At 68.6% G+C, this 25,558-nt stretch carries 27 protein-coding genes, 1 tRNA gene and 9 pseudogenes; 27 read left to right on the top strand and 10 right to left on the bottom strand.

Annotated features, from left to right (window positions below; all coding sequences use genetic code 11):
- The first annotated feature begins 32 nt into the window (after positions 1-32).
- From PIB19_RS17060 to PIB19_RS16975, 20 genes and pseudogenes are all read left to right on the top strand, one after another.
- Positions 33-341, top strand: coding sequence for a DUF6127 family protein (locus PIB19_RS17060; protein ID WP_025495775.1), 309 nt, complete (start codon positions 33-35; stop codon positions 339-341).
- Positions 338-741 (top strand): annotated as a pseudogene (locus PIB19_RS17055) (HK97 family phage prohead protease). Before PIB19_RS17060 ends, PIB19_RS17055 begins: the two are co-directional and overlap by 4 nt.
- Positions 738-1,238, top strand: coding sequence for a lyase (locus PIB19_RS17050; RefSeq protein ID WP_271238291.1), 501 nt, complete (start codon positions 738-740; stop codon positions 1,236-1,238). The pseudogene PIB19_RS17055 and the gene PIB19_RS17050 overlap by 4 nt, the downstream one beginning before the upstream one ends.
- 104 nt (positions 1,239-1,342) lie before the next feature.
- Positions 1,343-2,399: pseudogene (locus tag PIB19_RS17045) on the top strand (phage major capsid protein).
- A 168-nt stretch (positions 2,400-2,567) separates the two neighbouring features.
- Positions 2,568-3,122, top strand: coding sequence for a head-tail connector protein (locus PIB19_RS17040; RefSeq protein WP_271238290.1), 555 nt, complete (start codon positions 2,568-2,570; stop codon positions 3,120-3,122).
- Positions 3,119-3,328 (top strand): hypothetical protein, encoded by a 210-nt coding sequence (locus PIB19_RS17035; protein ID WP_271238289.1) that lies wholly within the window; start codon positions 3,119-3,121, stop codon positions 3,326-3,328. Before PIB19_RS17040 ends, PIB19_RS17035 begins: the two co-directional genes overlap by 4 nt.
- Complete coding sequence (gene gp17, locus PIB19_RS17030; protein WP_271238288.1) at positions 3,325-3,726, top strand: tail completion protein gp17; 402 nt, start codon at positions 3,325-3,327, stop codon at positions 3,724-3,726. The genes PIB19_RS17035 and gp17 overlap by 4 nt, the downstream gene beginning before the upstream one ends.
- Positions 3,727-3,736: 10 nt before the next feature.
- A complete protein-coding gene (locus PIB19_RS17025; RefSeq protein WP_271238287.1) occupies positions 3,737-4,144 on the top strand; it encodes a phage major tail protein, TP901-1 family in 408 nt (135 codons plus the stop codon).
- Between the two features lie 50 nt (positions 4,145-4,194).
- Positions 4,195-4,451 (top strand): annotated as a pseudogene (locus PIB19_RS17020) (gene transfer agent family protein).
- A gap of 9 nt (positions 4,452-4,460) precedes the next feature.
- The gene (locus PIB19_RS23160) at positions 4,461-4,778 is read left to right on the top strand and encodes a phage tail assembly chaperone (RefSeq protein ID WP_336297338.1); all 318 of its coding nucleotides are present in this window, start codon (positions 4,461-4,463) and stop codon (positions 4,776-4,778) included.
- Positions 4,771-5,334, top strand: coding sequence for a tail tape measure protein (locus tag PIB19_RS17010; RefSeq protein ID WP_271238286.1), 564 nt, complete (start codon positions 4,771-4,773; stop codon positions 5,332-5,334). Before PIB19_RS23160 ends, PIB19_RS17010 begins: the two co-directional genes overlap by 8 nt.
- A gap of 108 nt (positions 5,335-5,442) precedes the next feature.
- Positions 5,443-7,694: pseudogene (locus PIB19_RS17005) on the top strand (DUF2460 domain-containing protein).
- Positions 7,691-8,497, top strand: coding sequence for a DUF2163 domain-containing protein (locus tag PIB19_RS17000; protein ID WP_271238285.1), 807 nt, complete (start codon positions 7,691-7,693; stop codon positions 8,495-8,497). Before PIB19_RS17005 ends, PIB19_RS17000 begins: the two are co-directional and overlap by 4 nt.
- Positions 8,497-8,904 carry an NlpC/P60 family protein gene (locus tag PIB19_RS16995; protein ID WP_443018749.1) on the top strand — a complete coding sequence of 136 codons (408 nt, stop codon included), beginning with the start codon at positions 8,497-8,499 and terminating at the stop codon, positions 8,902-8,904. Before PIB19_RS17000 ends, PIB19_RS16995 begins: the two co-directional genes overlap by 1 nt.
- A gap of 1 nt (position 8,905) precedes the next feature.
- A complete protein-coding gene (locus PIB19_RS23155; protein ID WP_336297170.1) occupies positions 8,906-9,778 on the top strand; it encodes a hypothetical protein in 873 nt (290 codons plus the stop codon).
- Complete coding sequence (locus tag PIB19_RS23150; RefSeq protein ID WP_336297337.1) at positions 9,661-10,635, top strand: phage tail protein; 975 nt, start codon at positions 9,661-9,663, stop codon at positions 10,633-10,635. Before PIB19_RS23155 ends, PIB19_RS23150 begins: the two co-directional genes overlap by 118 nt.
- Positions 10,608-11,048: a hypothetical protein gene (locus PIB19_RS23145; RefSeq protein ID WP_336297169.1), complete on the top strand. Its 441-nt coding sequence runs from the start codon at positions 10,608-10,610 to the stop codon at positions 11,046-11,048. Before PIB19_RS23150 ends, PIB19_RS23145 begins: the two co-directional genes overlap by 28 nt.
- Before the next feature lie 12 nt (positions 11,049-11,060).
- Positions 11,061-11,513, top strand: a complete 453-nt coding sequence (locus PIB19_RS16985) for a DUF2793 domain-containing protein (RefSeq protein WP_271238283.1) — start codon at positions 11,061-11,063, stop codon at positions 11,511-11,513.
- Positions 11,514-11,673: 160 nt separating this feature from the next.
- Positions 11,674-12,803: pseudogene (locus PIB19_RS16980) on the top strand (OmpA family protein).
- Between the two features lie 143 nt (positions 12,804-12,946).
- Positions 12,947-13,357, top strand: a pseudogene (locus tag PIB19_RS16975) (alpha/beta hydrolase); the annotation flags it as partial.
- 326 nt (positions 13,358-13,683) lie between these two features.
- Here the strand turns inward: PIB19_RS16975 and ygfZ are convergent.
- A complete protein-coding gene (gene ygfZ, locus PIB19_RS16970) occupies positions 13,684-14,424 on the bottom strand; it encodes a CAF17-like 4Fe-4S cluster assembly/insertion protein YgfZ (RefSeq protein WP_271238282.1) in 741 nt (246 codons plus the stop codon).
- Between the two features lie 45 nt (positions 14,425-14,469).
- On the opposite strand from ygfZ, the gene PIB19_RS16965 reads away from it, so the two are divergent.
- The 3 genes from PIB19_RS16965 (at position 14,470) to PIB19_RS16955 (ending at position 16,678) form a co-directional block, all read left to right on the top strand.
- Entirely contained in the window at positions 14,470-15,795 is a 1,326-nt protein-coding gene (locus tag PIB19_RS16965) for a dihydroorotase (RefSeq protein ID WP_271238281.1), read from the top strand.
- 103 nt (positions 15,796-15,898) lie between these two features.
- A complete protein-coding gene (locus tag PIB19_RS16960; RefSeq protein ID WP_271238280.1) occupies positions 15,899-16,033 on the top strand; it encodes a hypothetical protein in 135 nt (44 codons plus the stop codon).
- Between the two features lie 330 nt (positions 16,034-16,363).
- Entirely contained in the window at positions 16,364-16,678 is a 315-nt protein-coding gene (locus PIB19_RS16955; protein ID WP_271238279.1) for an energy transducer TonB, read from the top strand.
- On the opposite strand, the gene PIB19_RS16950 is transcribed toward PIB19_RS16955, so the two are convergent.
- From PIB19_RS16950 to PIB19_RS16940, 3 genes and pseudogenes are all read right to left on the bottom strand, one after another.
- Entirely contained in the window at positions 16,675-16,947 is a 273-nt protein-coding gene (locus PIB19_RS16950) for a DUF1294 domain-containing protein (protein ID WP_271238278.1), read from the bottom strand. The two genes, PIB19_RS16955 and PIB19_RS16950, sit on opposite strands and share 4 nt — an antisense overlap.
- Before the next feature lie 42 nt (positions 16,948-16,989).
- Positions 16,990-18,956, bottom strand: a pseudogene (locus PIB19_RS16945) (PAS domain S-box protein).
- A 101-nt stretch (positions 18,957-19,057) separates the two neighbouring features.
- Positions 19,058-19,819, bottom strand: coding sequence for a DUF1134 domain-containing protein (locus tag PIB19_RS16940; protein WP_294809700.1), 762 nt, complete (start codon positions 19,817-19,819; stop codon positions 19,058-19,060).
- 160 nt (positions 19,820-19,979) lie between these two features.
- Between PIB19_RS16940 and PIB19_RS16935 the strand changes: the two genes are divergently transcribed.
- A tRNA-Ser gene (locus tag PIB19_RS16935) sits at positions 19,980-20,072 on the top strand.
- A 51-nt stretch (positions 20,073-20,123) separates the two neighbouring features.
- On the opposite strand, the pseudogene arsC reads toward PIB19_RS16935, so the two are convergent.
- The 5 genes and pseudogenes from arsC to PIB19_RS16910 all read right to left on the bottom strand — a co-directional run bounded on the left by arsC (position 20,124) and on the right by PIB19_RS16910 (position 22,605).
- Positions 20,124-20,533 (bottom strand): annotated as a pseudogene (arsC, locus tag PIB19_RS16930) (arsenate reductase (glutaredoxin)).
- Complete coding sequence (locus tag PIB19_RS16925) at positions 20,530-21,204, bottom strand: MIP/aquaporin family protein (protein WP_271238277.1); 675 nt, start codon at positions 21,202-21,204, stop codon at positions 20,530-20,532. The pseudogene arsC and the gene PIB19_RS16925 overlap by 4 nt, the downstream one beginning before the upstream one ends.
- Positions 21,205-21,217: 13 nt before the next feature.
- Entirely contained in the window at positions 21,218-21,523 is a 306-nt protein-coding gene (locus PIB19_RS16920) for an ArsR/SmtB family transcription factor (RefSeq protein WP_336297336.1), read from the bottom strand.
- Positions 21,523-21,942 (bottom strand): ArsI/CadI family heavy metal resistance metalloenzyme, encoded by a 420-nt coding sequence (locus PIB19_RS16915; protein ID WP_271238276.1) that lies wholly within the window; start codon positions 21,940-21,942, stop codon positions 21,523-21,525. Before PIB19_RS16915 ends, PIB19_RS16920 begins: the two co-directional genes overlap by 1 nt.
- Positions 21,943-22,041: 99 nt before the next feature.
- Positions 22,042-22,605: a TetR/AcrR family transcriptional regulator gene (locus tag PIB19_RS16910; protein WP_271238275.1), complete on the bottom strand. Its 564-nt coding sequence runs from the start codon at positions 22,603-22,605 to the stop codon at positions 22,042-22,044.
- Between the two features lie 109 nt (positions 22,606-22,714).
- On the opposite strand from PIB19_RS16910, the pseudogene PIB19_RS16905 reads away from it, so the two are divergent.
- Positions 22,715-23,242: pseudogene (locus PIB19_RS16905) on the top strand (SDR family NAD(P)-dependent oxidoreductase); the annotation flags it as partial.
- Here PIB19_RS16905 and PIB19_RS16900 read toward each other — a convergent pair.
- Positions 23,204-23,416 carry a hypothetical protein gene (locus PIB19_RS16900; RefSeq protein ID WP_271238274.1) on the bottom strand — a complete coding sequence of 71 codons (213 nt, stop codon included), beginning with the start codon at positions 23,414-23,416 and terminating at the stop codon, positions 23,204-23,206. The pseudogene PIB19_RS16905 and the gene PIB19_RS16900 overlap by 39 nt on opposite strands.
- Positions 23,417-23,531: 115 nt before the next feature.
- Between PIB19_RS16900 and PIB19_RS16895 the strand changes: the two genes are divergently transcribed.
- Positions 23,532-24,533, top strand: a complete 1,002-nt coding sequence (locus tag PIB19_RS16895; protein ID WP_271238273.1) for an NADP-dependent oxidoreductase — start codon at positions 23,532-23,534, stop codon at positions 24,531-24,533.
- Between the two features lie 138 nt (positions 24,534-24,671).
- Positions 24,672-25,469, top strand: coding sequence for a FadR/GntR family transcriptional regulator (locus PIB19_RS16890; RefSeq protein WP_271238272.1), 798 nt, complete (start codon positions 24,672-24,674; stop codon positions 25,467-25,469).
- Positions 25,470-25,558: the final 89 nt, after the last annotated feature.

The raw sequence follows: 25,558 nt of genomic DNA, 5'->3' as shown, positions 1-25,558 counted from the left end.
GCGCGGGCGGCGCGGCAATCGGGAGAAATGTGATGCGTAACGAGACGGTGCTCGCGCAATTGATCGAGCAGGCGAAGGAAGACGGTGCCGATACGGCGACGCTGCGGGCGATCGCCGAGGAGGCGGGCGAGCTGAGCGCGCAGCGGGCGCTGGCGCGGCTGGGGCTGGAGGATGTCGGCGCGGCGAAGGACATGGCGGAGCTGCGCGAGCTGCTGGGGGCATGGCGCGACGCCAAGCGCTCGGCATTGAAGGCGGCGTTCTCCTGGGCGGGGCGGATGCTCGCGGCTTTGGTGCTGGTCGGGCTCGCAGTGAAACTGGGGTTTCCGGGGTGGCTGAAATGAGCGTGCGCTTCGCGGGCTATGCCGCGGTGTTCGACGTGCCCGATCGCGGCGGCGACGTCGTGCGCCGGGGGCGTTCCGGCTGGCGCGGCCGGTGCCGCTCTTGTGGCAGCATTCGGGCAAGCCGGTGGGCGAGATCGAGCAACTGAGCGAGGACGGCCGGGGCCTGAGGGTGATCGGGCGGGTCGCGGTGCCGGGGCTCGCCGAGGCAGTGGCGAAGGGCGCGGTGACGGGGCTGTCGTTCGGATATCGGGTGACCGAGGCCCGTGACGGGCCGCGGCGCGAGATCAAGGGGCTCGAATTGCTCGAAGTGAGCCTGGTGGCGAGCCCGATGCAGCCGCTGGCGCGCGTGCATGCGGTGGATTGCGCGGCGGGGCGCGAAGCTGGCACAAGCGCTACATGACAAATTCCGAGTATCTTCCGCCCTCCGCATTCCTTCAGACGCTGATCCGCGAAGACGAGCCCGCGCTGACCGGCGGCGCGGCCGAGGATGCGCGCCGGGCCGAACTGATCGCGCTGACGCAGGATGACGACGGCACCAATCGCGACTGGGCATTGTTGTTGCTTTCGCAATCGGAACTGGACACGCCCGAGGTATTGGCGGCGCTGGTGCGCGGGATGGACGACCAACATCACGAGGCCTCGCTGGAGGCGACGATCGGAGTGGCGAAGCGCGATCCCACGCTGGCACTGGCGCATGTGACGAAGCGGCTCGACGAGGAAACGATCGATTCAATGACGCTGGAGGCTGCGGCGTGGATCGCCGATCCTTCGTTGCTGCCCGCGCTGGAAGCGATCGCGGACGAAATCGAGGACGACGAAGACGAGGAGGACGACCTCTTCGCAATGGCGCTGCGCGAGGCGATCGAAGCCTGCACGCGGGGCACGCCACCCCACTAAGGCTACGGCCCGTCGGCTAACACCGGCGCCATCGACATTATTCAAGAATTTGCTGCCCGGCGGGTTTCCCGTCCGGGCTTTTTCGCGTGGATGGGAGACAAGGCATGATCGAAGTGAAAGCGGATGCGCTCGAGGCGAGCTTCGAGGCAGTGGAGAATGCGGGGTTGCCGCCGGTGCGGCCGATGCTGGCGGGCGGGCGGCCTTTGGGCAGCGCAGCGTTCGAGGGGTTCCTGCGCGCCGGCAGCGGCGGCGTGGAGATGAAGGCGCTGTCGGGCGTGAGCGATGCGGCGGGCGGCTATGCCGTGCCCGAGGAGATCGATGCCCGGATCGACGCGACGCTGAAGGCGGTCTCGCCCATTCGCGCGATCGCCAATGTCGTGAAGGTGGGATCGAGCGGTTACCGCAAGCTGGTGGCCAGCGGCGGCATCGCATCGGGCTGGGCCGCGGAGACGGCGGCGCGGGCCGAGACGGCGACGCCGACCTTCAACGAAGTCGCCCCGCCGAGCGGCGACCTCTATGCCAATCCGGCGGCGAGCCAGGCGATGCTCGACGATGCGGCGTTCGACGTCGAGGAGTGGCTGGCGCAGGAGATCGCGCGCGAGTTCGCCGCGGCGGAAGGGTCGGCGTTCGTCAACGGCAACGGGACCAACAAGCCCAGGGGCTTCCTCGCCACCGCGACGGCATCGACCGGCGATGCGGCACGGGCGTTCGGGACGCTGCAATATGTGGCGAGCGGCGCGGCGGGGGCGTTCGCGGCGAATCCGGAGGACAAGCTCATCGACCTGGTCCAGAGCCTGCGCACGCCCTATCGGCAGGGCGCGAGCTGGGTGATGAACAGCACCACGCTGGCGAGGATCCGCAAGTTCAAGACCGTCGACGGCGCGTTCCTGTGGGCACCGAGCCTCGCGGTGGGGCAGCCGGCGACCCTGCTCGGCTATCCGGTGGTCGAGGCCGAGGACATGCCGGACATCGCGGCGAATTCGCTGTCGATCGCGTTCGGCAACTTCAAGGCGGGGTATCTGATCGCCGAGCGCGGCGAGACGCAGGTGCTGCGCGATCCGTACAGCAACAAGCCGTTCGTGCATTTCTACGCGACCAAGCGCGTGGGGGATGGTGAGCGACTCCGAGGCGATCAAGCTGCTGAAGTTCGCGGCTTCGTGATGTCGAGATCCTCCCTCGCTTTAGCGGGGGAGGTGGCACGCGCAGCGTGACGGAGGGGCTTGGCCGCAAATACATCGCTTGCGGCTACGCCCCTCCACCACCGCCTTTGGCGGCGGTCCCCCTCCCCGGCTGCGCCGAGGGAGGAATTTTAGATGCAAGGAGACACTTATGCTTGCTCCGCCCTTTCCGGCGGCGGCGATCGTTGCTGCACGCGATGCCGCCAAGCTTCATTTACGCATCCCGGGCACGGCCGAGGACGCGCTGCTCGATACGCATGCCGAAACTGCGCTGGCGCTGTGCGAGGCGTTTACCGGCCAAGCCCTGATCGTGCGGACATGGCAGGCGGTGCTGCCCGCGCACGCCGCGTGGCAGCGGCTCATCGGCGCGCCGGTGACGACGATCGACAGCGTCGAGGGACTGAACGTGTCCGACAACGGCTTCGCCTTGCCCGCCGACACCTATGCGATCGACATCGATGCCGCGGGCGAAGGCTGGGTGCGCGGCAGTGCGGCGATCGCGGCGGGACGGCTGCGGGTCGGCTATGCGGCGGGTCTCGCCGCGGAGTGGAGCGGCCTGCCCGCGCCGCTGACGCAGGGCGTGGTGCTGCTGGCGGCGCATCTGTTCGAGGCGCGGGCGAGCGGTGGCGCGCCGCCGGCGGCAGTCGCGGCCCTGTGGCGGCCGTGGCGGCGGATGCGGTTCGAGAATGCGCGGCGATCGGCATGATGGAGGGTTTCGAGGCGCGGGCGGAGACGCTGGGCGCGGCGGCGGCGGAGCGTGCCGCGGTCCGGCTGGCGGCGACGGCGCGGGAAACGCTGCCGGGCGTGTCGGCCGAGGCCGAGGCCGGGCGCGTGGTGATTTCGGGACGCGGGCTCGGGCGGCGCTGGCTGCGCGATCCGGCGCTCCGCTGGCTGGGAGGGTTGATGCGATGAGCGCGCATGCAGTGTTGACCGAGGCGGTCGAGGCAGTGCTCGGCGCGCATCCGGGGCTGGGGATCGCGATCAACGGGGTGTTCGATGCAGCCCCGGCGCGCGCGGTGCGGCCCTTTGCGGTGGTCGAGGATCCGGTGCTCGTCGACTGGAGCACCAAGGACATGATCGGGCGCGAGGGCCGGCTGGCCGTCGGGCTGTTCGAGGCGGGCGAGGACCGCGCGCGGCTGCGAGCGCTGGCCGACCATGCCGCCGCGGCGGTGTCCGGACTGCCGCGCGAGCTGGGCGAAGGATGGCGGATCGCCAGCCTGGCGTTCCTGCGCAGCCGGATCTTTCGCGAGGGGCCGGGGCTGTGCGCGGCGGTCGTCGAGTTCCGGGTGCGGATGCTTCAAACCGATTAGGAGAAAGAACATGGCGGCGGAGAAGGGTAGCGCGTTCCTGCTCAAGGTGGGGAATGGCGGATCGCCGGTGGGCTTCACCACGGTGGCCGGGCTGCGGACGACGCAGCTCAGCGTCAATGGCGAGGCGGTGGTGATCACGTCGAAGGATTCGGGCGGGTGGCGCGAATTGCTGTCGGGCGCGGGGGTGCGTTCGGTGAGTGTTTCGGGCGCCGGGGTGTTCACGGGATCCGCGGCGGAAACGCGGGTGAAGACCAATGCGCTTTCCGGCGTGATCGATGATTACCGGCTGAGCTTCGAGAGCGGCGAGAGCATGACCGGGCGGTTCCTGGTGACGCGGCTGGACTATGCCGGGGATTTCAACGGCGAGCGCAGCTACACGCTGAGCCTGGAGAGTTCCGGGCCGGTGGTGAGCGCGTGAGCGGGGCGAATCCCGCGCGGGGCGAGGCGGAGCTGCGCATTGCCGGCGAGATGCTGGTGCTGCGGCCGAGCTTCTCGGCGCTGGTGGCGGCGGAGGGGAGCTGGGGCCGCTGTTCGCCTTAGTCGAGCGTGCCGCCGAGGGGCGGCTGGCGCTAAGCGAGATGGTCGCCCTGTTCTGGCATTGCCTGCGCGAGCGGCCCGAAGGGCTGAGCCGCGAGAGCTTTGCCGAGGGCGTGACGGCGCGCGGGCTGGCGGCGAACATGCCAGCGCTCAAGGCGCTGATCGGGCAGATATTGGCGGGGCGGTGATGGGGGTGGATCAGATCCTCCCCGGCACGGGGAGGGGACCGCCGCCGAAGGCGGTGGTGGAGGGAGCGCCACGGGCGATATCCTCTGTGGAGAACCCCTCCACCAGCCTGCGGCTGGTCCCCTCCCCGTTCCGGGGAGGAGTTTTCTGGTCGCGCTGTTCGGCTTGCGGGGGCGTCTGGTCTCGCGTTCGGCTGGACGCCTGACACCTTTTGGAACGCGACGCCGGCCGAACTGGGCGCGCTGGCAAGGGCGCTGGCTGGCGAAGAAGCGGCGCCGCTCGGCGATGGCGAGCTTGCCCGGCTCAAGGAGCTTTTTCCCGATGGATGAAGAGATCGAACGGCTGATCGTCAGCGTGCGCGCCGACACGAAGGGCTTTGCGCGCGATGTGGCGGAGATGCGTGGGGCAATCGAGGGACCGCTGGAGGCGGGCGCCGACCGCGCCGGGCGCGCAGTCGAAAACGCGCTGCTGCGAGCGGTGAAGAACGGCAAATTGGGGTTCGAGGATCTGCGCGTGATGGCGCTGGGCGTGCTCGGCGAGATCGCGGCATCGGCGCTGCACCAGGGACTGGGGTCGCTGGGCGGCGGCGCGTCGAGTGGCGGCGGATTGCTGGGTGCGATCCTGGGGCTGTTCGGCGGATCGCCGGGGCGGGCGACGGGCGGGCCGGTGAGCCCCGGGCGGCCTTATTGGGTCGGCGAGCGCGGGCCGGAGCTGTTCGTGCCGTCGAGCGCGGGACAGGTGGCGGCGCCGGCGGCGAGTGGGCCGCGCGAGGTGCGGGTGGCGATCACGGTGAATGCCGGGCCGGGCGAAGCGCCGCGGGCGCTGGCGCAGTCGAGCCGGCAAGTGGCGCGGGCGGTGAAGGCGGCGCTGGCTGGGGTGGAATGAGCACTAGTCCTCTCCCCTCCGGGGAGAGGGTTGGGAGAGGGGCAGGAAGGGTGAGTGCGTGGCACTTCCCCTCTCCCGGCCCTCTCCCCGGAGGGGAGAGGGAGTTTTATGGCGCATTGGCTCGCATCCGAACGGCGGGGGCAAGCGGAGGGCGTGATTTCGCGCTTCGATCCGGCTTACTGGACGGTCAATTTCCCGCGGCCGATGATGGCTGCGGTGACGACGACGACGCCCGATGCGCTGCGGGTCGATGCGGTCTTCTATCGCCAGGATGATCTCGCCGGGCTGATCTGGGAGGCCGAGGACCGGCACGATCATCCTTTGCTTCGCTACGAGACCGATCGCGACTTTCGCGGGTGCCGGTTGCGGTTTCGCTGGCGGTCCGCCGGCGTGCTGGCGCTCGACGCCGTCAACGGCCCGGTGCTGACGATCGAGGGGCGCGATGCCGGGGGAACCCGCGCGCCTGGTATGTGCGGTTGTGGAATTATGCGAGCGGCGCGCCGGAAGATGCGGTGGTGACGATCGACTTTGCCAGCGTCGAGGGCGGATATCTGCTGCCCGGCGAGGCGGACCCCGTGTTCGCGGGCGATGTCGACCGGATGTTCGTGTCGCTGGTGCCGGCGGGATATACCGCAGCCGATGCGGCGCTGGCGGCGCCGGCCGGGGCCTGGGTCGAGATCAGCGGGATCGCATGCAAGGGGCCGGGTTCGGTGCTCGCGATCGGCGATGTGGTGGTGCCCGAGCATGGGCTGCAGATCGCGAACGGCTATGACGATTGCTATCATCTGACGCCGGCGCGGGTGCTGCGCAACGCGCTGCAGCTCGGCTATCGCGGGAGCATCCTGCATTATGTGGGGATGAGCCATTATTTCCGGCTCGAGCCCAATTCGGGCGGCTATTATGTGAGCCTGGCCGGCGGCACGCTGAATGTGGCGTGTGCGGCGTGGCATGGCGACTTCGCGGTGCGGGCCAGGGCGCTCGGTTATGAAATGATCTGGTCGCTGTCGTACGAATTGCTCGACCAGCATTGCTGGAACAATTGGAAGCAGCGCGCGGCCGACGGATCGCCGGGGCTGACCGGGTGGAGCCCGCCCTCGGCCCTGCTCTCCCCCGCGCATTCGGGGGCGATGTATTATCTGCGGGTGGTGGCGCTGGCGTTCGTGGGCATCGCGCAGGTCGCGGGGCTGACGGTGAAGTTCCAGATCGGCGAGCCGTGGTGGTGGGTGATGCCCGACGGGCGGCTGTGCATCCATGACGATGCGGCGCGGGCCGAACTGGACGATCCGGCCGAGCAGAATGTGCGGGGGCCGGTCGACACCGCGGTGCTCGACGCGGCGGGGGCCTTGCTGACGGCATCGACGTTGGCGTTGCGCGACGTGGTGCGTTGGGCGCCGGGGGCCGAGGTGCTGCTGCTCGCCTATCTGCCGACGGTGCTGGATAAAGCGATGCCCGAGCTCCAGCGCGCCAATTTGCCGATCGGCTGGGCGGCGCCGGCGTTCGATATACTCCAGCTCGAGGATTATGACTGGGCGGCGGCGGGCAATGAGGCGCTGAGCACCAGAGGCGTAATGCTCGCCGAGGCGCGGCTCGGTTATGCGGCGGCGGACCAGCATTATCTCGCGGGGTTCGTGCTGAACCCCGAGGACAAGGCGCAGTGGCGACCGATCGCCGCGGCGGCGGAACGGGGGCGCCGGCGCGGGGTCGCGGCGACCTTCGTCTGGGCGCTGCCGCAGGTGCTGCGCGACGGCTTCGTGCATTTCGATGGGGAGAGTGATGTGGACGCGTTCGACGACGTGCTGTTCCCGCTCGCGCTGGGTCGCGAAGCCGAAGTGGCGCCCGAGGTTTCGACGGCGATCGTGACCAGCGCGGGCGGGCGCGAGAACCGCAATGCCGAATGGGCCGAGGCGCGGATGCGCTACGATGTCGGGCCGGGCGTGCGATCCGAGGCGGACATCGCCGCGCTGATCGGGTTCTTCCGCGCGCGGATGGGGCCGGCGCGGGGTTTCCGGCTGCGCGATCCGTTCGATGCCTCGGGCGAGGAGGAAGTGCTCGGCGTCGGCGACGGGGCCGAGGCGCGGTTCCAGCTGGTGCGGCGCTATGGCGAGGTGACGCGGCGGATCACCCGGCCGGTGAGTGGCAGCGTGCGGGTGGCGGTGGACGGGCTGGCTACGGAGGGCTTCACGCTCGGCGACGGCGGGATGGTCACGCTCGATGCGGCGCCGGCCGCGGGTGCGGTGGTGACGGCGAGCTTCGACTTCGATGTGCCGGTGCGGTTCGCGGAGGATCGGCTCAATGTCAGCCGGGCGACCTATCTGGCGGGGGCGGCGGCTTCGGTGCCGCTGATCGAGGTGCGCGAATGAGCTGGCTCGATGGGGAATGCACCACGCTCGCCTTGTGCTGGCGGATCGAGCGGCGCGACGGCGTGACGATCGGAATCACCGCGCATGATCGCGACCTGGAAATCGACGGTCTCGTCTATCGCGCGGCGCCCGGGATGACGCCGAGCGCGATCAGCCGGAGCGCGAGCCTCGACGCCGACAGCATGGACGTGACCGGCGCGTTGACCAGCGCTGCGATCGGCGAGGCGGATCTGCTCGCCGGGCGCTGGGACGGAGCGCGGGTGATGCTGTTCGCGACCGACTGGACGGCGCCGGGCGAGAGGGTGGCGCTGGGCGAAGGGACGATCGGTGCGGTCGAGACGCGCGGCGGGATGCTGACCGCGGAGCTGCGCGGGCTCTCGGAAGTGCTCGAGCGGCCGGTGGTGGAGGAGACTTCGCCCGAATGCCGTGCCGAACTGGGCGACCGGCGTTGCCGCGTGGCGATGGCGGGGCGGCGGCGGTTCGCGCGGGTGACTGCGGTGGCGGGATCGGTGGTGACGCTCGATGCGGGCGAGCCTGTGGCCAATGGCTATGGCGGCGGGCGGCTGCGCTGGTTCGGCGGCGGCAATTCGGGGCTGGAGGATGCAGTCGCGCGCTCGGACGGCGCGACGGTGACATTGCGGCGGCCGCCGCGCTTTGCGGGCGTGGGCGCATTGGTCGAGCTGATCGAGGGGTGCGACAAGAGCCTTGCGACCTGTGCGGGCCGGTTCGGCAATGCCGTCAATTTCCGCGGCGAGCCCTGGCTGCCGGGGATCGACCTGCTGACGCGGTATCCGGGCGGATGATGCCCGGCGAGCGCGCCGTCGCGGCGGCGCGGGCGGCTTTGGGCGTGCGGTTCCGGCTGCACGGGCGAAGCGCCGAGGGGCTCGCCGAAGGACTCGATTGCATCGGGCTGGCGGCGCTGGCGTTGCGGGCGGAGGGGTTCGAGGGGCCTGTGCCGAGCGGCTATGCGCTGCGCAGCGGCGATGCCGTGCGGGTGGGTGCGGCGATCGAGGCGCTCGGACTGATGCCCGCGGACGAGGCGCGGCCTGGGGACCTGGTGCTCTTCAAAGCGGGCCCGGGGCAGCTGCATTTCGCGATCCAGGCGGAGGCGGGCGTGATCCATGCCGACGCGATGCTGCGGCGCGTGGTGGAGCGGCCCGAATTGCCCTGGCCGGTGATCGGCCGCTGGCGCTTGGCGACAGGAGACTGACATGGCGACAATCGTATTGACGGTCGCCGGCAGCCTGATCGGCGGGCCGGTGGGCGGGGCGATCGGCGGCCTGCTGGGCGGCGTGGTCGATCGCGAAGTGCTGTTCAAGCCCAAGGGCCGCGAAGGGCCGCGGCTGAGCGAACTGCGCGTGCAGACATCCTCCTACGGCACGCAGATCCCGAAGATATTCGGGACGATGCGCGTGGCGGGATCGGTGATCTGGGCGACCGACCTTGTCGAACATCGATCGACGCAGAGCGGCGGCAAGGGACGGCCGAGCACGACGAATTACAGCTATACCGCTTCCTTCGCAGTTGCGCTGTCGGCGCGGCCGATCCTGGGCATCGGGCGGATCTGGGCGGACGGCAAGCTGCTGCGCGGCGCCGCGGGCGACTTCAAGGCGCGCACCGGGTTCCGCCTGCATCCGGGCTCCGAGGACCAGGCGCCCGACCCGCTGATCGCCGCGGCGGAGGGCGGGATGACGCCCGCGCATCGCGGGATTGCCTACGCGGTGTTCGAGGATCTCGAGCTCGGCGATTTCGGCAATCGCATTCCTTCGCTGAGCTTCGAAGTGATCGCCGATTCGGGGCCGCAGGCTGCGGGCGCGATCGCGCGGGCGCTGGCCGGCGACGTGCTGGCCGCCGACGAAGGCACGACCGCGCTGGCGGGCTTCGCCGCTTCGGGCGCGAGCGCGCGCGCCGTGATCGAGACATTGGCGGGCGCCGCGGGGGATGGTTCCGCGCCGATGCCGGGATGCTGGCGCTGCTGCACGGCGACGGCGCCGCGGTGGAACTGGCGGACATGGGCGCGGGCGAGGAGCACGGCCGAGACCGGCGCGACATCGCCGCAGCCGATTCCGCACCGCGCACGCTGACGCTCGCTTATTACGAGCCCGGGCGCGACTATCAGGCCGGGGTGCAGCGCGCGATGCGGCCGGGCGCCGGCGTGCGCGAGGCGCGGATGGAGCTTGCCGCGGCGATCGACGCGCCCGGCGCCAAGACGATCGCCGAGGCGGCGCTGATGCGATTCGACGTGGAACGCGAGCGGCGCACCGTGGCGCTGCCCTGGGGATCGCTGGAGGTACGGCCGGGGGAGCGCGTGACCATAGCGGGCGCGCCGGGGACGTGGCGCGTCGAGCGGTGGCGGCTGGAGAACATGGTGGTGCTGCTCGAATGCGTCGCAGTGACGCCCGGCGCGCCGAGTGCCGAAGCGAGCGGCGGGCGGGTGCTGCCCGCGCCCGATCTCGCGACGGGGGAGACGCGAGTCCATGCCTTCGAGCTGCCGCCGCTCGGTTCGCTGGCGACGACGCCGCGACTGGCGATCGCCGCGGCGGGGACCGGCCCCGGATGGCGAAGCGCGGCATTGCTGATCAGCACGGACGGCGCGAGCTGGTCGCCGGCGGGGGCGACGGCGATGCCGGCGGTGCTGGGGCATGTCGTGACTGCGCCCGGACCGGCCCCGAGCCATATCGAGGATCGCGCGAACGCGCTCGTGGTCGAGCTCGCGAACGGCGCGATGCTGCTGCACGACGCCGATGCCGCCGCGCTGGCGGCGGGGGCGAATCTGGCGATGGTGGGCGAGGAACTGCTCCAGTTCGCGCACGCGGTGCCGCTCGGTGCCAGGCAATGGCGGCTGAGCGGCCTCTGGCGCGGACGTCGCGGAACCGAAGGCGCGGCTGGGGGCAAATGCCCGGGGATCGATTCGTGCTGCTCGAACCCGAGGCGCTGGTGACGCTCGACCTGTCGATGCAGACGATTAGCACCAGCGCGCGCGTGCTCGCCCAAGGGGTTGGAGACGAGGATGCGGCCGAGGCCGAAGCGGCCATGACCGGCATCTCGATCGTGCCTCCGGCGCCTGTGCATCTGCGCATCGACGCTCTGCCTGACGGGAGCGCGGAGGTCCGCTGGATCCGGCGCAGCAGGTTGGGGTGGGACTGGATCGACGGGGTGGACGCGCCGCTGGGCGAGGAAAGCGAGCGCTATCAAGTGACGATCGCGCGCGCCGGGGACCCGCCGCACATCGTGGAAACGACCGAGCCGCGATTCGCACTGACCGCCGAAGAGCGAGTTGCGGCGACAGGCGTGGTCGTCCGGCAGATCGGCTCGCATGGCCTGTCGCCGTCGGCAACGCTCGAACTGGCTTGAGGGAGAGAAATGATGAGCGACATGCATACGCCGCGGCTGGCGCTGCCGCTGCTCCAGCCGGGGCAGGCGCAGAAGGAGATGACGGTCAACGAGGCCGTCGCGCGCCTCGATATCGCAGTGCAGGGCGCGGTGATCGCCGCCGCGATCGACGCGCCGCCGGCGAATCCGGATCCGGGCGATTGCTGGATCGTCGGAAGTGCCCCGGGCGGCGACTGGGCGGGCCATGCGCATGAAATTGCCGGGTGGACGCATTCGGGCTGGCTTTTCGTGCGGCCGCGGGAGGGAACGCAGCTCTGGATCGGCTCGACCGGTAGCTTTGCGCTGTTCACGGGGGTGCGTGGCGGCTGGGCGAGCTCCATGGAAAATTATTTGTCGAGGGAAACCAAATGGTTGGCCCAAGGGGCGCTGCCATCGCGGAACCGGCGGGAGGATCGACGGTTGATGCGGAGGCTCGGGCAGCGATAGCCTCGGTGCTGGAAGCATTGCGCACACATGGTTTGATCGAAGGCGTTTAAACCTGTGTCATTGATGCAACAGTCCCGGTTTTGTGTGCTTGCGCAGAAACTTTCGTTTCGGTAGTGAGTTTGTCGCTGTCCGTAAGTGACAACTTTGAAAGGGGATTAATATGCGGAAGCTTGCCGTAACTCTGGCACTAGCGACGACCGCGCTCAGCACGCCCGCACTTGCACGCGACGATGCGTGGTACGTGGGTGTCGAGGGCGGCGCCATGCTGGTCGAAGACATTGATTGGGACGTCGGCACTGCGATCGACAGCGTCACCACTGACCATCGCGCCGGTTTCGACGTCGGCGGCACGGTCGGTTACGACCTGGGCCCGGTCCGCCTCGAGGCGGAAGTCGGCTATCGCGCAGCCAACGTGACGGGCCTTCGCTCGACCACCAGGCTTCCGGTTGTCAACGCTGCAGGCGCCACGGGTTTCGCACCGGGCGGCACCTATGACTATGCGGGCGGCCGTGACTCGGCACTGAGCTTCATGGTCAATGCGCTGTGGGACTTCGGTGATGATGACGGCGTGCAGGGCTTTGTCGGCCCCGGCCTCGGCGTTGCGCGGGTCAAGAGCCGCCTTGGGCTGAACACCAACGGCGACTTCATCGACGATTCGGATACGGTCGTTGCCTGGCAGGCAATCGCGGGTGTCCGTGCACCGATCTCCGACAATATCGACGTGTCGCTGAAGTATCGCTTCTTCAACGCGCCGGGCGCCGAGCTCGTCGATGTTGCGGGTCGTCCGTGGTATGGCCGTTTCCGGTCGCACAGCATCATGGGCGGACTGGTGTTCAACTTCGGCGCTCCCGAGCCCGCACCCGAGCCCGTCGCACCGCCGCCGCCGGAGCCCGTTGCTCCGCCGCCGCCGGAGCCGGCTCCTCCGCCGCCGGTCGTGCAGTGCACCCCGGACCGTACATCGTGTTCTTCGACTGGGATAAGTCGGACATCACGCCGGAGGCCGCGAGCATCCTCGACAACGCCCTCAGCAACTATCAGAACTGCGGTAACTCGCAGGTCATGCTGGCCGGCCACGCCGACCGTTCGGGTCCTGCATCGTACAACGTGGGTCTCTCGCAGCGTCGTGCCGACTCGGTTAAGGCCTACTTCACCGGCCGCGGCGTTTCCGAAGGCGTCATCTCGACCGAAGCGTTCGGCGAAAGCCGCCCGCGCGTCGAGACTGCCGACGGCGTCCGCGAACTGCAGAACCGCCGCGTGGAAATCATGTACGGCCCGGGTTCGGGTCAGTAAGCCACGCCGGTTCTTCGGAACTGCAAGAATTTGGGAGGTCGGGAAACCGGCCTCCTTTTTCTTTGTGTCCTTGAAAGTCCGGCGGGGGCATCGCGGCGCTCTATATCGGGCTCCTGATTGCCCTGTTCTTCGCGCAGCGCTGGATGCTGTTCCCGGTGCCGCACGACGCGACAGCGGCGCCGCCGGCCGGCTTCTCGGCGATCCGACTGGACACCGAGGACGGTCTCCATCTGGCAAGCGCGTATCGGGCGGCAACGGCAACCCTGCCGACAATCCTTTTCTTCCACGGCAATGGCGATAGCCTCGCGGGCGCCGAAATCGCGACGCGAGGGCTGGTCGCCGCGGGCTATGGCGTGCTGCTCGTCGAATATCGCGGCTATGGCGGAAATCCCGGCAGCCCGAGCGAACAAGGGCTGTACCGCGACGGGCGCGCGGCGCTGGCCTGGCTCGAACAGCACGGCATCGCTTCGCGCCGTATCGTCCTGATGGGAAATTCGCTGGGCTCCGGTGTCGCGACCGAGCTCGCGATACAAAAGCCGGTGGCCGGGCTCGTGCTCGTCTCGGGTTATACGAGCATGGCCGATGTCGCCGCGCCGTTATATCCTTGGCTTCCGGTGCGGATGCTCCTTCGCGACCGCTTCGAGAACCGGGCGAAGATCCCGCAGGTGCGCGCGCCGATATTGCTGCTCCACGGCACCGCCGACCGCCTGATCCCGGCGCGCCACAGCATGGCCCTCGCTGCTGCAGGTGGAAGGGCGACACTGGGGCTCGTGCCCGGCGCCGGGCATGATCTCGTTTATATGCCGAAGGCCCAGGCAATGATCATAAGCTGGCTCGCGCGCCTGCGCGTGCCGGCCGCACGCGTCCGCGAGGCTAATGATCAGGTGGCCGGCGTCGCCTCCAGCGCCGTCGCCAGCCAGTCCGGCACGATCGCATCCCCCAGTGCCTCGGTCCGCCGAAGCTCGACCATCAGACCCAGGTCCGGCCAGGCTGCGCGCGTGCGATCGCCGGCCTCGGCGATCGGTGCGACCACCAGCCGGCGGTTGACCTTGGCGCGATAGTGCATCCGGGCGGTATTCTCCTGCCCGACATAACAGCCCTTGGTGAAGCTGACGCCGCCCAACTCGGCGGCATTGCATTCGAGCCAGAGCGTCTTGTCCTGGCCGAGTTCGGCGGCGCCCTCGGTCACGCCGAGGCGCAGGCGGTGCGCCAGCCAGCCGGTCGCCGGACTTCCGGCCGCGGGGCCGAGCCAGCGCCGGCCGAGGTCAGGGAGGCGCGGATCAGCGACGCCGTCGGTGCCGTCGGCGCTCCAATGGACGCCGCCCTCCGCCGGTTCGATCGTGATCGGGCGGCGGAGCCGGTAGAGCGTGAGGCGACGGGTGAGCGCATCGCGCTGATCGGCCTCGCAGTCGATCACTATCGCGTCGCCATCGTCCCACAGGATGAAATCGAACAGCGCCTTGCCCTGCGGCGTGAGCAGGCCGGCCCATTTGGGCGCCCCCGGCTGCACTTCCGCCATGTCCTGCGTGATCAGCCCCTGCAGGAAGCCGCGCACGTCCTCGCCGCCGACGCGCAGCAGTGCGCGATCGGATAGCCATGTTCCGGGGCTGGTCTCGTTCATGGGGAACAGGTAGGAGCCGGGCACGCACTAAGGAAGAGGGCGAAAATGGCTGGCGTCGATCTCAAGCTCAAAGGCGGGCGCGTGCATCTGCCCGGCGGACCGGCCGAAGTGGATGTCGGCGTGACCGGCGGCCGCATCGTGGCGATCGGCCATGTCGGCGATGCCGGCGAGACTATGGACTGCACCGGGCTCGATGTGCTGCCGGGCGTGATCGACAGCCAGGTCCATTTCCGCGAGCCGGGGTTAGAGGCCAAGGAAGACCTCGAGAGCGGCAGCCGTTCGGCAGTGCTCGGCGGCGTGACCGCGGTGTTCGAGATGCCGAACACCAAGCCCAACACCGACAGCGCCGAGGCGATCGCCGACAAGCTCGCCCGCGCCAAGGATCGCATGTGGTGCGATCATGCCTTCTACGTCGGCGCCACCGCCGCCAATGCGCCGCAGCTGAAGGAGCTCGAGCGGCTTCCCGGGACCGCCGGCGTGAAGATCTTCATGGGCGCGTCGACCGGCGACCTGCTGGTCGCCGAGGATGCCGAGCTGGCGCGGGTGCTGGCTTCGGGCAAGCGCCGCGTCGCGATCCATGCCGAGGACGAGGCGCGGATGAACGCGCGGCTGGACGAGCGCGTCGCCGGGGATCCCGCCTCGCATCCGGTGTGGCGCGACGACGAGAGCGCATTGCTCGCGACGCAGCGCATCCTGCGGCTCGCGCGCGAGGCGCGGCGGCGGATCCATGTGCTCCATGTGACCACGCCCGCCGAGCTCGAATTGCTCGGCAGGAACAAGGACGTCGCGACCTGCGAAGTCACGCCGCAGCACCTGACCCTGGCGGGCGAGGACGCCTATCCGCGGCTCGGCACCTTTGCGCAGATGAACCCGCCGATCCGATCGGCCGCGCATCGCGACGGGCTGTGGCGCTGGCTCGTCCAGGGCGTGCCCGACGTGATCGGATCGGACCATGCCCCGCACACGCGCGAAGAGAAAGCGAAGGAATATCCGGCGAGCCCCAGCGGCATGCCGGGCGTGCAGACCTTGCTGCCGCTGATGCTCAACCATGTCGCCGAGGGACGGCTGACGCTGCAGCGGCTGATCGACATGACCAGCGCCGGGCCGCAGCGGATTTTCGGCATCGTCGGCAAGGGGCGCATCGCGGTCGGCTATGATGCGGATTTCACGATCGTCGACCTGAAGGCGCGCTGGACGGTGGAGGAGAGCTGGCTCGCCTCGCGGTGCGGCTGGTCGCCGTTCACGGGCATGGCGCTGACCGGCAAGCCGCTGGGCACGATCATCCGCGGCAATCGCGTGATGTGGGAAGGCCAGCTCGCCAACGCCGCGATCGGCGCGCCGGTGCGGTTCGAGGCCGTCGAGTTCGGCTGATCCGCACGCGTCGCACCGGTGCATCCTTTGAGCGCCAGCGCACGTTCATGAGGCCTATGTTGTTGGGGACGCGTATTTCCTGACGAGGCCGGCGTCTGCGATCATGACCTTTGTGCGATCGACGCGAGCGGAACGCGGCAGGGCTGCATTGGGCGCGGCCTTGCTGACCGCTGCGCTCGGCTATGCGCTGGTGGCGGGGCTCGCGATCGGCAGCGGCAAGTCCCCGGGGAAGCGCTGACGCTCTTCGAGGTCGGCCCTGAGCCGCCGCCTCCCCGCACGAGAAGATCGTGCCGCACCGCAATCCCAGCCACCGGCGCGAAGGCGCGGCATCGCCGCCCAATCTGCGATCGGAGCCGACCGAGATCGTGGCGCCGACGCCGGTGGTGCCGCTCCCCGTTCCGCCGCCGGTCATCGCCGCACCGATAGCGGGGATCGGTGCCGCTCCCACGGCCGGCAATGCCGATGTGATCGGCCCCGGCACCGGGAGCGGCGGCGAAGGCGATGGCCGTGGCAGCGGCGGCGAAGGCGACGGCAGCGGCGATGGGGTGCGGAGACCCCGCCCCGCCTGGTGCGCGGCGAATTGCGCGATTCGGACTATCCCGAGGGCGCCGCGGAAGCGGGCATCGGCGGGACGGTGGGCGTGCGCTATCTGGTCTGGACCGACGGGCGCGTCCGCGAATGCACGATCACCCGATCGAGCGGCAGCGCCGAACTCGACGCCACGACCTGCCGGCTGATCGAGCAGCGCTTCCGTTTCCGCCCCTCGCGCGACGAACGCGGGCGGCCGGTTCCCGCGCGGATCGTCGAGAACCATAGCTGGATGATCCACCACGAACCCGCCGAGGAACCGCCGCCCCGGCCGAGGCGGCGGTTCGGCTTCTAGATCGCGTAGATCGCGAACCCGATCGCGACACCGAGCTGTATCGCCATGATCAGCCACAGCCAGGTCGTGAAGGGCTGCTTCCGGGTCTTGTGGCGGAAGAGGCGGCGCGCGGCAAAGGCAGCGGGCGTGCCGCCGATAAAGGCCAGTGCGAGCAGGTCCGCTTCCGGAATCCGCCGCCGGCCCACGATCGCGCGCTGCTTGTCCTGATAGAAACGCAGCATCGTCCAGAGATTGACCGCGAGCAGCGCCGGAATTGCGTAAACGAGCATGGCCGAAGTCTGGGAGCGCGCGGCCGAGAAGTCCACGGCCGTCTAGCGCCCTTTGCGCGCCGGGAATTTGAGCACTTCGGCGGCCGGGCGGTTCGCGGCCATGGTTCGCGCGAGGCCGCGGAGGAGCTGGTCCTGGCCGAACGGCTTGGCGAGCCGCGGCAGATCCTCGGCGATGCCTTCGGGCAGTTCGGCATAGCCCGAGACGAGCAGGACCGGCAGTTCGGGCCAGCCCGCCTGCGCCGCTTCGGCGAACTGGGCGCCGTTCATCTCGGGCATGGCGAAGTCGGTGATCGCCACGTCGACACGGGCTTCGCTCAGCAGCTGGAGCGCGGCCTTGCCCGACGATGCCAGGAGTACGCGGTGCCCCGCATCCTCGAGCATCGCCGCGGTGTTGGTGAGCACCAGCGCGTCGTCGTCGACCGCCAGCACCACCAGCTGATCCATGGCGGCCGCCGGCTGCTCGGAAGCCGCCTCGGGCCGGTCCCCGGTCGCATCGCCCTCGGACACCGGAAGCCAGAGCTCGGCCGTCGTCCCCTCCCCACGCGGCTGCGCAACATCAGCTTGCCGCCACATTGCTCGGCAAAGCCGTGCACCATCGACAGGCCGAGGCCGGTGCCCTTGCCGACGCCCTTGGTGGTGTAGAAGGGCTCGGTCGCCCGGGCGAGCGTCTCGGCGTCCATGCCCTGCCCGTTGTCGATGACCGACAGGCAGACATAGTCGCCGGGCTTCAGGCCGCCGCCCGGCGCGACACGTTCCTCACGCGCGGCAATGACGATGCGACCGCCGTCCGGCATCGCGTCGCGGGCATTCACCGCCAGGTTGATCAATCCGAGCTCGAGCTGCGCGGGATCGGCGTGGACATGCGGGACGACCAGCGGGAATTCGGTATCGATCCGCACGCCGCCGCCGATCGTGCGCTGGAGCAGTTCGGCCATGCCGCGCACCAATGCCACCGGATCGACCCTCTCGAGCGCGAGCTCCTGCTTGCGCGCGAAGGCGAGCATGCGCTGGGTGAGCGTGGCGCCGCGCTCGGCGGCTTTCATGGCATTATCGATGAAGCGCGAGATATCGGCGCCGGCGGCCATCTTGCGGCGGGCGAGATCGAGGCTGCCGACGATGGCGGCGAGCAGATTGTTGAAATCATGCGCCACGCCCCCGGTCAGCTGGCCGATCGCCTCCATCTTCTGCGACTGGAAGAACGCCTCCTGCGCCTGTTCGAGCGCGAGCTGCGACTGGCGCCGTTCGGTTAGATCGCGGGTGACCTTGGCGAAACCGATCAGCGTGCCGCTCGAATCGCGGACCGGATCGATCACGACATTCGCCCAGAAGCGCGTGCCGTCCTTGCGCACGCGCCAGCCCTCGGCTTCGAACCGGCCCTGGTTCGTCGCCGTCTCTAGCGCCCGGCGCGGGATGCCGGCCTCGCGGTCCTCTTCGGTGTAGAAGCGGGAGAAATGCTCGCCGAGGATCTCGTCCTCGCGATAGCCCTTGAAGCGCTCGGCACCCGCGTTCCAGCTCGCCACGCGGCCGTCGGTATCGAGCATGTAGATGGCATAGTCGGTCACGCTCTGGACCAGCAGGCGGAAGCGCTCCTCGCTCCGGCGCAGGGCTTCGTCGGCGATGCGGCGGTCGGTGAGGTCGCGCGTCACCTTGGCGAAGCCGATCAAGCTGCCGTCGGGTGCGCGGATCGGATCGATGACGACGCTCGCCCAGAAGTGTGTCCCGTCCTTGCGCACACGCCAGCCCTCGGCCTCGAACCGGCCGTCGAACTCGGCGGTGCGGAGCGCCAGCGCGGGTATTCCCGCGGCGCGATCGGCATCGGTGTAGAAACGCGAGAAATGCTCGCCGAGGATCTCGTCCTCGCGATAGCCCTTGAAGCGCTGCGCGCCGGCGTTCCAGCTCACCACCTTGCCGGTGGGATCGAGCATGTAGATCGCATAGTCGATGACGCTCTGGACGAGCCTCTCGAACCGATTAACACCCACCTCACCTGAATCGGCAATCGTCGTCATGGACTCCCCACGGGACCCGATGACGGCCCGACACAACGGGCAAAACGCAGGGTTAGAAAGCTTGTTCCTAAGTCACGGTAAGCGTGGCGGCTTCCCGCAGGTCAGAAGGGCAGCCAGCGCTGCTTCTCGCTGAACTTCATATAGCCGGCATTGACGCCGAGCCGCCAGCCGACGCCGAGCCGGACCGGGATCAGCACCACGTCGCCACGGCGCATATAGCTCGCCGAGAAGCCGCCGACGAAATAGACCCGGCCCTCGCCGGCGGGGAAGCGCTTGTAGAGCTCCTGGCTGTCGTAGAGGTTGTAGACCAATACGAAGACCTTGTTGGCATCGCCGCCGATGTCGAAGCCGATCGACGGACCGGTCCAATAGACCTTCCGCTGGCCCTCGACCTTGTGGAACAGTTCGCCCGAGCCGTACCGCAGGCCGACGCCGATCGCGCCGCCCGCCTCGCGCCCGGCGATATAGGCATTGGGCTCGCCCTGGTCCTTGAGGATGTTCTCGATGATCCCGGCCAGCCCGGACGCGCCCTTGCCGAACACGCCCTCGGCCGCGCCGATCAGATCGTCGCGCTGATAGGTGTTGGTGGCCTGTGTGCGTGCGCTGGCGGTGCTGCCGGTCCCGGCGGCCGGCGGTATCTCTACGGGCTGCGGATCGATCGGCGCATCGTTGCGAGGCGCTTCCTGATAGGCACCCGGGTCCACGGGCTGCGGATCACCCTGCTCCGGCGGCGGGGGCGGCGTCTTCAGGTCCGAATCGATCGCCGTGTTGGGATCGATCGTGGTGATCTGGGCGGAAGCCGGCGCCGCGCCGAACCCGAGCGCAGCCGTCGCCACCCACAGCATCAAGGTCCGCACGCGCATTCTCGTTTCCCACCCCGGCAAATTCCAGCCTCGCACGCTACGACTGCCCGCCTGACACTGCAATGAACGGGCGACCACAGGAATCGATTTTGCGCCAGAGCGGTTCTGCCGTTGATCGACCAGGGGACCGTCGCTATAGGCCTCCGCTCGGGCCCTTTCCGGAGACGTGGGTGAGTGGCTGAAACCAGCGGTTTGCTAAACCGCCGTACGGGGATTACTCGTACCGAGGGTTCGAATCCCTCCGTCTCCGCCAGAACTCAGGCAACTTACCCGCAGCGCGGGCCGGGCGGCATCTTCCGTTGCGCTAGGGGCGCACGATTTCGCCGTCTTCCTTCATGAATTCGGCGGGCTTCCGGTCCAGAAGTTCAAGCACGGCTTCGGACGGGCGGCATAGCTTCGTCCCCTTCGGCGTGACGACGATCGGGCGGTTCACGAGGATGGGGTGTTGAACCATCGCTTCGATGATCGACGCGCCGGGCACGCCTTCGCCCAGCAAGCCCAGTTCGGCGGCGGGCGTTCCCTTTCGCGCATCACGTCCCGCGGCGCGGCGCCCATCGCGGCGAACAGCCCTTCGAGTTGCGGGCGCGTCCAGCCGACCTTCCGATATTCGACGACATTGGGCTGGTATCCGGCGGCTTCGATCATCGCCAGCGTGTTGCGCGACGTGCCGCAATCGGGGTTGTGGTAGATCGTGATGGGGAATGCGTCGGTCATTGCGGGCGTTCCTCCTTGAACAGCCAGGTGAAGAAGACGACCGCCGCGACGACGCCGACCAGCTGGCCAGCGATGAACAATGGGGCGGACGCCGGGGCGATGCCTGCGAAGCTGTTCGACAAGCTGCGCGCCACCGTTACCGCGGGATTGGCGAACGACGTCGACGCAGTGAACCAATATGCGGCGGTGATGTAGAGGCCGACCGCTACGGGCGTGAATTCGGGCCGAGTGCGCTGCGTCGCGAGGATCGTTCCGACCAGGCCGAAGGTAGCCACGAATTCGGAAAAGCCCTGCGCCGGGCCGTCGCGAAGCCTGGTCGAAACCTGCAACAGCGGTTCGGCGAACATCGCATGCGCGGCCCACACGCCCAGGACCGCACCGACGAATTGCGCGACGACGTAGAGCGCAGCGACGCGCCACTCGACTTCCCGGCGCAACAGAAACGCCAATGTCACCGCCGGGTTGAAATGGGCGCCGGACACCGGACCGAACATGTGGATCAGGACGATCAGCCCGGCACCGGTCGCAATCGTGTTGCCCAGCAGCGCGATAGCGTCATTACCGCCAGCAAGCCTTTCGCCCATGATGCCGGACCCGACGACGACCGCCAGCAATAATGCGGTGCCGACGAATTCAGCGGCGAACCGACGGCCAAGCGTCAGTCGCAGCACTTCGCCTCGTCGATCAACGACCCGCAGATTTCAGGGCGGCCGGCGCAGCAATCGGCGACCAGGAAGCCGAGCAGATCGCGCATCCCCCGTAATTGGCGGAGTAGATGACGGAACGGCCTTCGCGGCGCGAATGGACCAATTCGGCGTGACCAAGGATGGTCAAATGCGTGGACAAGGTGTTGGGCAGTACCCCGACTTCCCGCGCGATCTCGCCCGCCGGCAGGCCGTCCGCGCCCGCGCGGACCAGCAACCGAAAGACGGCCAGGCGGTGTCCGTGGGCGAGCGCGGAGAGTGCTTCGACGGCTGTGGGCAGCAACATCAGCAGCAAGCCGACTTGGGCTTGGCGTCCGGCATTACTTCGTCTTCACCGTAGGAGGTGGCGTCGCCCATCGTGTAGAATGTTTCCCAACGAACGCCCGCCGTGTCCGTGACCCAGCTCTTGTCGGATTTGGCGTAGCAACACGTCGTCGCCTCCTGGTCGAACGTCGTATTGCCCGCCGCCTTCAGGCGCGTGGCAAGCGTCGCCAGTTCGTCGGCGCTATCAACCTGAATGCCGACATGATCGACGCCGGTGGCGCGCGCGCGCGACGAAATCGCAAGGTTCACGCGCGGGTCTTCAAGCATCCATTTCGCGTAATCGTCCTTCACGACGGACGGCGGCGCATCGAACAACGTGCTGTAGAACGCGACGGCCTGGCCGATGTCGGGGACACTGACGTGCATGTGCAGACGCTTCATGATTGATGCTCCTCGCTTCGATAATTCGAATATTCCCGAAATATCGATTCGGCAAGCGTTTTGATGCCCGGATATAAATTGGCGGTAGGCCGGTCCGGGCTAACCGGCCGACGCCTGGCTGATACCGCCGTCGATCCAGGCGCGCGTCTGTTCGAGGATCTCGTCGGAAAGCGCTGGGTCGTCGACCGCGCGGGCGAGGATCACTGCGCCCACCATCGCCGCCCAGCTTCCGATCGCCGCGCGACGCCGCTCGGTTTCGCGCATCTGCGGGAGCGCCTCGCTGACGCGGTCGATCTGCGATCGCAGGCCCGCGGTCATCGCCGCGCCGGCCGCCGCGCTTTGGTGGCGAATGGCCGCCGCCAGGCCGGCCGTCGGGCAGCCGTCGGCGGCGTTGTCGCGATGCTTGGGCGATAGATAGGCGTCCAGATAGGCGCGAAGATCGCCCCCTCCGCCTGTGTTCGGAGCAAGGACATAAGCGAGAGTCTGCGCCACGAGATCGTCCTTGGAGGCGAAATGCCCATAGAAACCGCCATGGGTGAGGCCGGCGGCCTTCATCACTTCGGCGACGCTGACCGAATCGAACCCCTTCTCACGAAACAATCGGCCGGCTGCCTCCAGGATCCGGCGACGATTCTCCGCCATCTGCTCTCGACTGACCTTCATTTCGAAAATTCTCCACGCGGTCCGATTGACATTTACATGATGAGTATCATATTTAGCCAATCATGATGGACGTCATGAATATAAGTCCCTCCCGCGAAAGAGCAATGCCATGAGCGCCCTTCCCTCCGTCCTCGTCACTGGTGCTTCATCGGGCATCGGCGCGACCTATGCCGAGCGGTTCGCGCGCCGCGGCCATGATCTCGTGCTCGTCGCCCGGGACAAGGCGCGAATGGAGCTGCTGGCGGCCCGCCTTCGCGAGGAAGCGGGCGTGGCCGTCGACGTGCTGCAAGCCGACCTGACAAAGCCTGACGAGCTCGCGACGGTGGAGACGCGCCTGCGGGACGACCATCGCATCGGAATTCTGGTCAACAATGCCGGGGCGAGCCTGGGCGGAAGCTTCGTCGAGCAGGCGACCGACGACGCCGCGCGGATCGTCGCCCTCAACACCACGGCATATCTCCGGCTCGCTAGCGCGGTCGCCCCGCGCCTGGCAGAGGCCCGCGACGGCGCAATCATCAACATCGGGTCCGTGGTGGGGCTGGCGCCGGAGTTCGGCATGACGGTCTACGGCGCGACCAAGGCGTTCGTTTTGTTTCTCTCACAGGGCCTCAGCCTCGAACTTGCGCCCAAGGGCGTATATGTTCAGGCCGTGCTTCCCGCGGCGACGCGCACCGAGATCTGGGAACGCTCCGGCGCCGATATCGACACGCTGCCGGCGCTGATGGAAGTCGGCGAACTGGTGGATGCGGCGCTCGCCGGCTTCGACCGCCGCGAGACCGTGACGATCCCGCCGCTGCACGACGCCGGCCAATGGGACGCCTATCAGGCTGCGCGACAAGCCATGCTCCCGGATTTGCGCAGGTCCATGCCGCGGCGCGTTACCGGACCGCCGCCTGAACCGCATCGAAGCGTCTGGAGAGTTTCTCATGAAGGCATTCATCGTCGATCGATACGGGAAGAGCGCGGCTTTGCGCTTCGGCGACATGCCGGAGCCGGTGGTGCGGGACGGCGATGTTCTGGTCGCGGTGCGCGCGGCGGGGCTCAATCTGCTGGATTCGAAGATCCGCGCGGGCGCTTTCAAGGCGCTTCTTCGCTATCGCGTGCCCTTCATCCTCGGGCACGACGTGGCCGGCACGGTCGTCCGCGTCGGATCGAACGTCCGGCGTTTCAAGCCGGGAGACGAGGTCTATGCCCGGCCCCGCGACGGGCGGATCGGGACATTCGCGGAAAGCATCGCGATCGACCAGGCCGATGTGGCGCCGAAACCCGGCAATCTCGACATGGCGGAGGCGGCTTCGATTCCCCTGGTCGGCCTGACTGCGTGGCAGGTGCTGGTCGAACAGGCCGGGCTGAAGAAGGGGCAGAAAATCCTCATCCATGCCGGCTCCGGCGGCGTCGGGACGTTCGCCATCCAGTTGGCGAAGCATCTCGGCGCTATGGTCGCGACCACCACGAGCACGGCCAATGTCGCGCTGGTCGAAAGCCTCGGCGCCGATGTCGTGATCGATTATAAGAAACAGGATTTCGAGGAGGTCCTGTCCGGCTACGACGTCGTCCTGAACAGCCTCGACGGCGACACGCTTCGGAAATCGCTGAGCGTGCTGAAGCCCGGCGGCAAGCTCATCTCGATCTCCGGCCCACCCGATCCCGATTTCGCGAAGGCGCAGCGCCTGAGCTGGTTCCTGCGCCAAGTGATGCGCCTGTTGAGCTTCGGCATTCGCAGGCAGGCCAGGCGCCGGGGGATCCATTATTCGTTCCTGTTCATGCGCGCGAGCGGCGAGCAGTTGCGCCAGATCACATCGCTGATCGAAGCCGGGACCATCCGCCCGGTCCTGGACCGGGTCTTCCCGTTCGAGGCGACCAACGAAGCCATGGAGTACATCGAAACCGGACGGTCGAAGGGCAAGGTCGTCGTCAAGCTGGGGTGAAGCGGTCATGCGCGTCTTTCCAGCGGCACGCGCCCGGCGGCGGCCTTCCGGTTGGGGCCGAATGGCGTTAAAGACCCGCGACCAGCTTTCCTTTGGTCCGGACGGTTTCCGCTCGGCCAGCACCTCAGCCAGGAGCCGATGGCCGCCGCGCAGCCCCTATCCCAGCCCGATGCGAAGCCGAAGCGCGTGCGCCGCCGTCCGCCGCGGCCGCGCTCGCTGCGGCTGCACGGCACGGTGGCGCGCGAGCTCGGCATCCGCATCGTCTCGGGCGTGCTCCAGCCCGGCGAGATACTCGAGGGCGAGATCGCGGCGAGCGTGCAGTTCAACGTATCGCGCACGGCCTATCGCGAGGCGATCCGGATCCTCGCCGCCAAGGGCCTCGTCAATTCGCGTCCCAAAATCGGCACCCAAGTGAGCCCGCGCCGCGAATGGCATCTGCTCGATCCCGATGTGCTGAGCTGGATCTTCGTCGGCGAGCCCGACAAGGGCCTGATCGCCAGCCTGTTCGAGCTCCGCCGCATAGTCGAGCCCGATGCCGCACGCCTCGCCGCCACGCGCCGCACGCCGGAGCAGCTCGCGCGAATGAAGGCCGGGCTCGACGGCGTCGCGCAGCACGGCTTCGCCACCGAGATCGGCCGGCGCTGCGACGAGGAGTTCCATTCGGCATTGCTCGAGGCCTCGGCGAACGATTTCATCGTCTCGCTGACCAGCGGGGTCGCGGCGGCGATCGCGATCACCACGGCCTTCAAGCAGCACCGCCTGCCCGCGCCGCACGACGCGCTGCCGGTGCACCTCGCCGTGTATGAGGCGATCGCGGCGCGGGACGCCGAGGGCGCACACGACGCGATGGCCCATCTCGTCGATCGCGGCTTCTCCGACACGATGGAAGCGCGCGATCCCGGCGCCGGCCACGGGCCGATCGCACTGTGCTGCTGATGCGTGCGGGATTGAACCAGGCGCGGCGCATGCCTAAGTCGCCCTCGAAGCATTGTTACCGCTAACTTCATTTTGATACCGGGAGAGTT

The organism is Sphingomonas sp. 7/4-4 (assembly GCF_027941955.1).
In the GTDB taxonomy this organism is placed as follows: Bacteria; Pseudomonadota; Alphaproteobacteria; order Sphingomonadales; family Sphingomonadaceae; genus Sphingomonas.
Note: the sequence above shows the minus strand (reverse complement) of the source record. Positions and strands in the feature narration are given on the sequence as shown.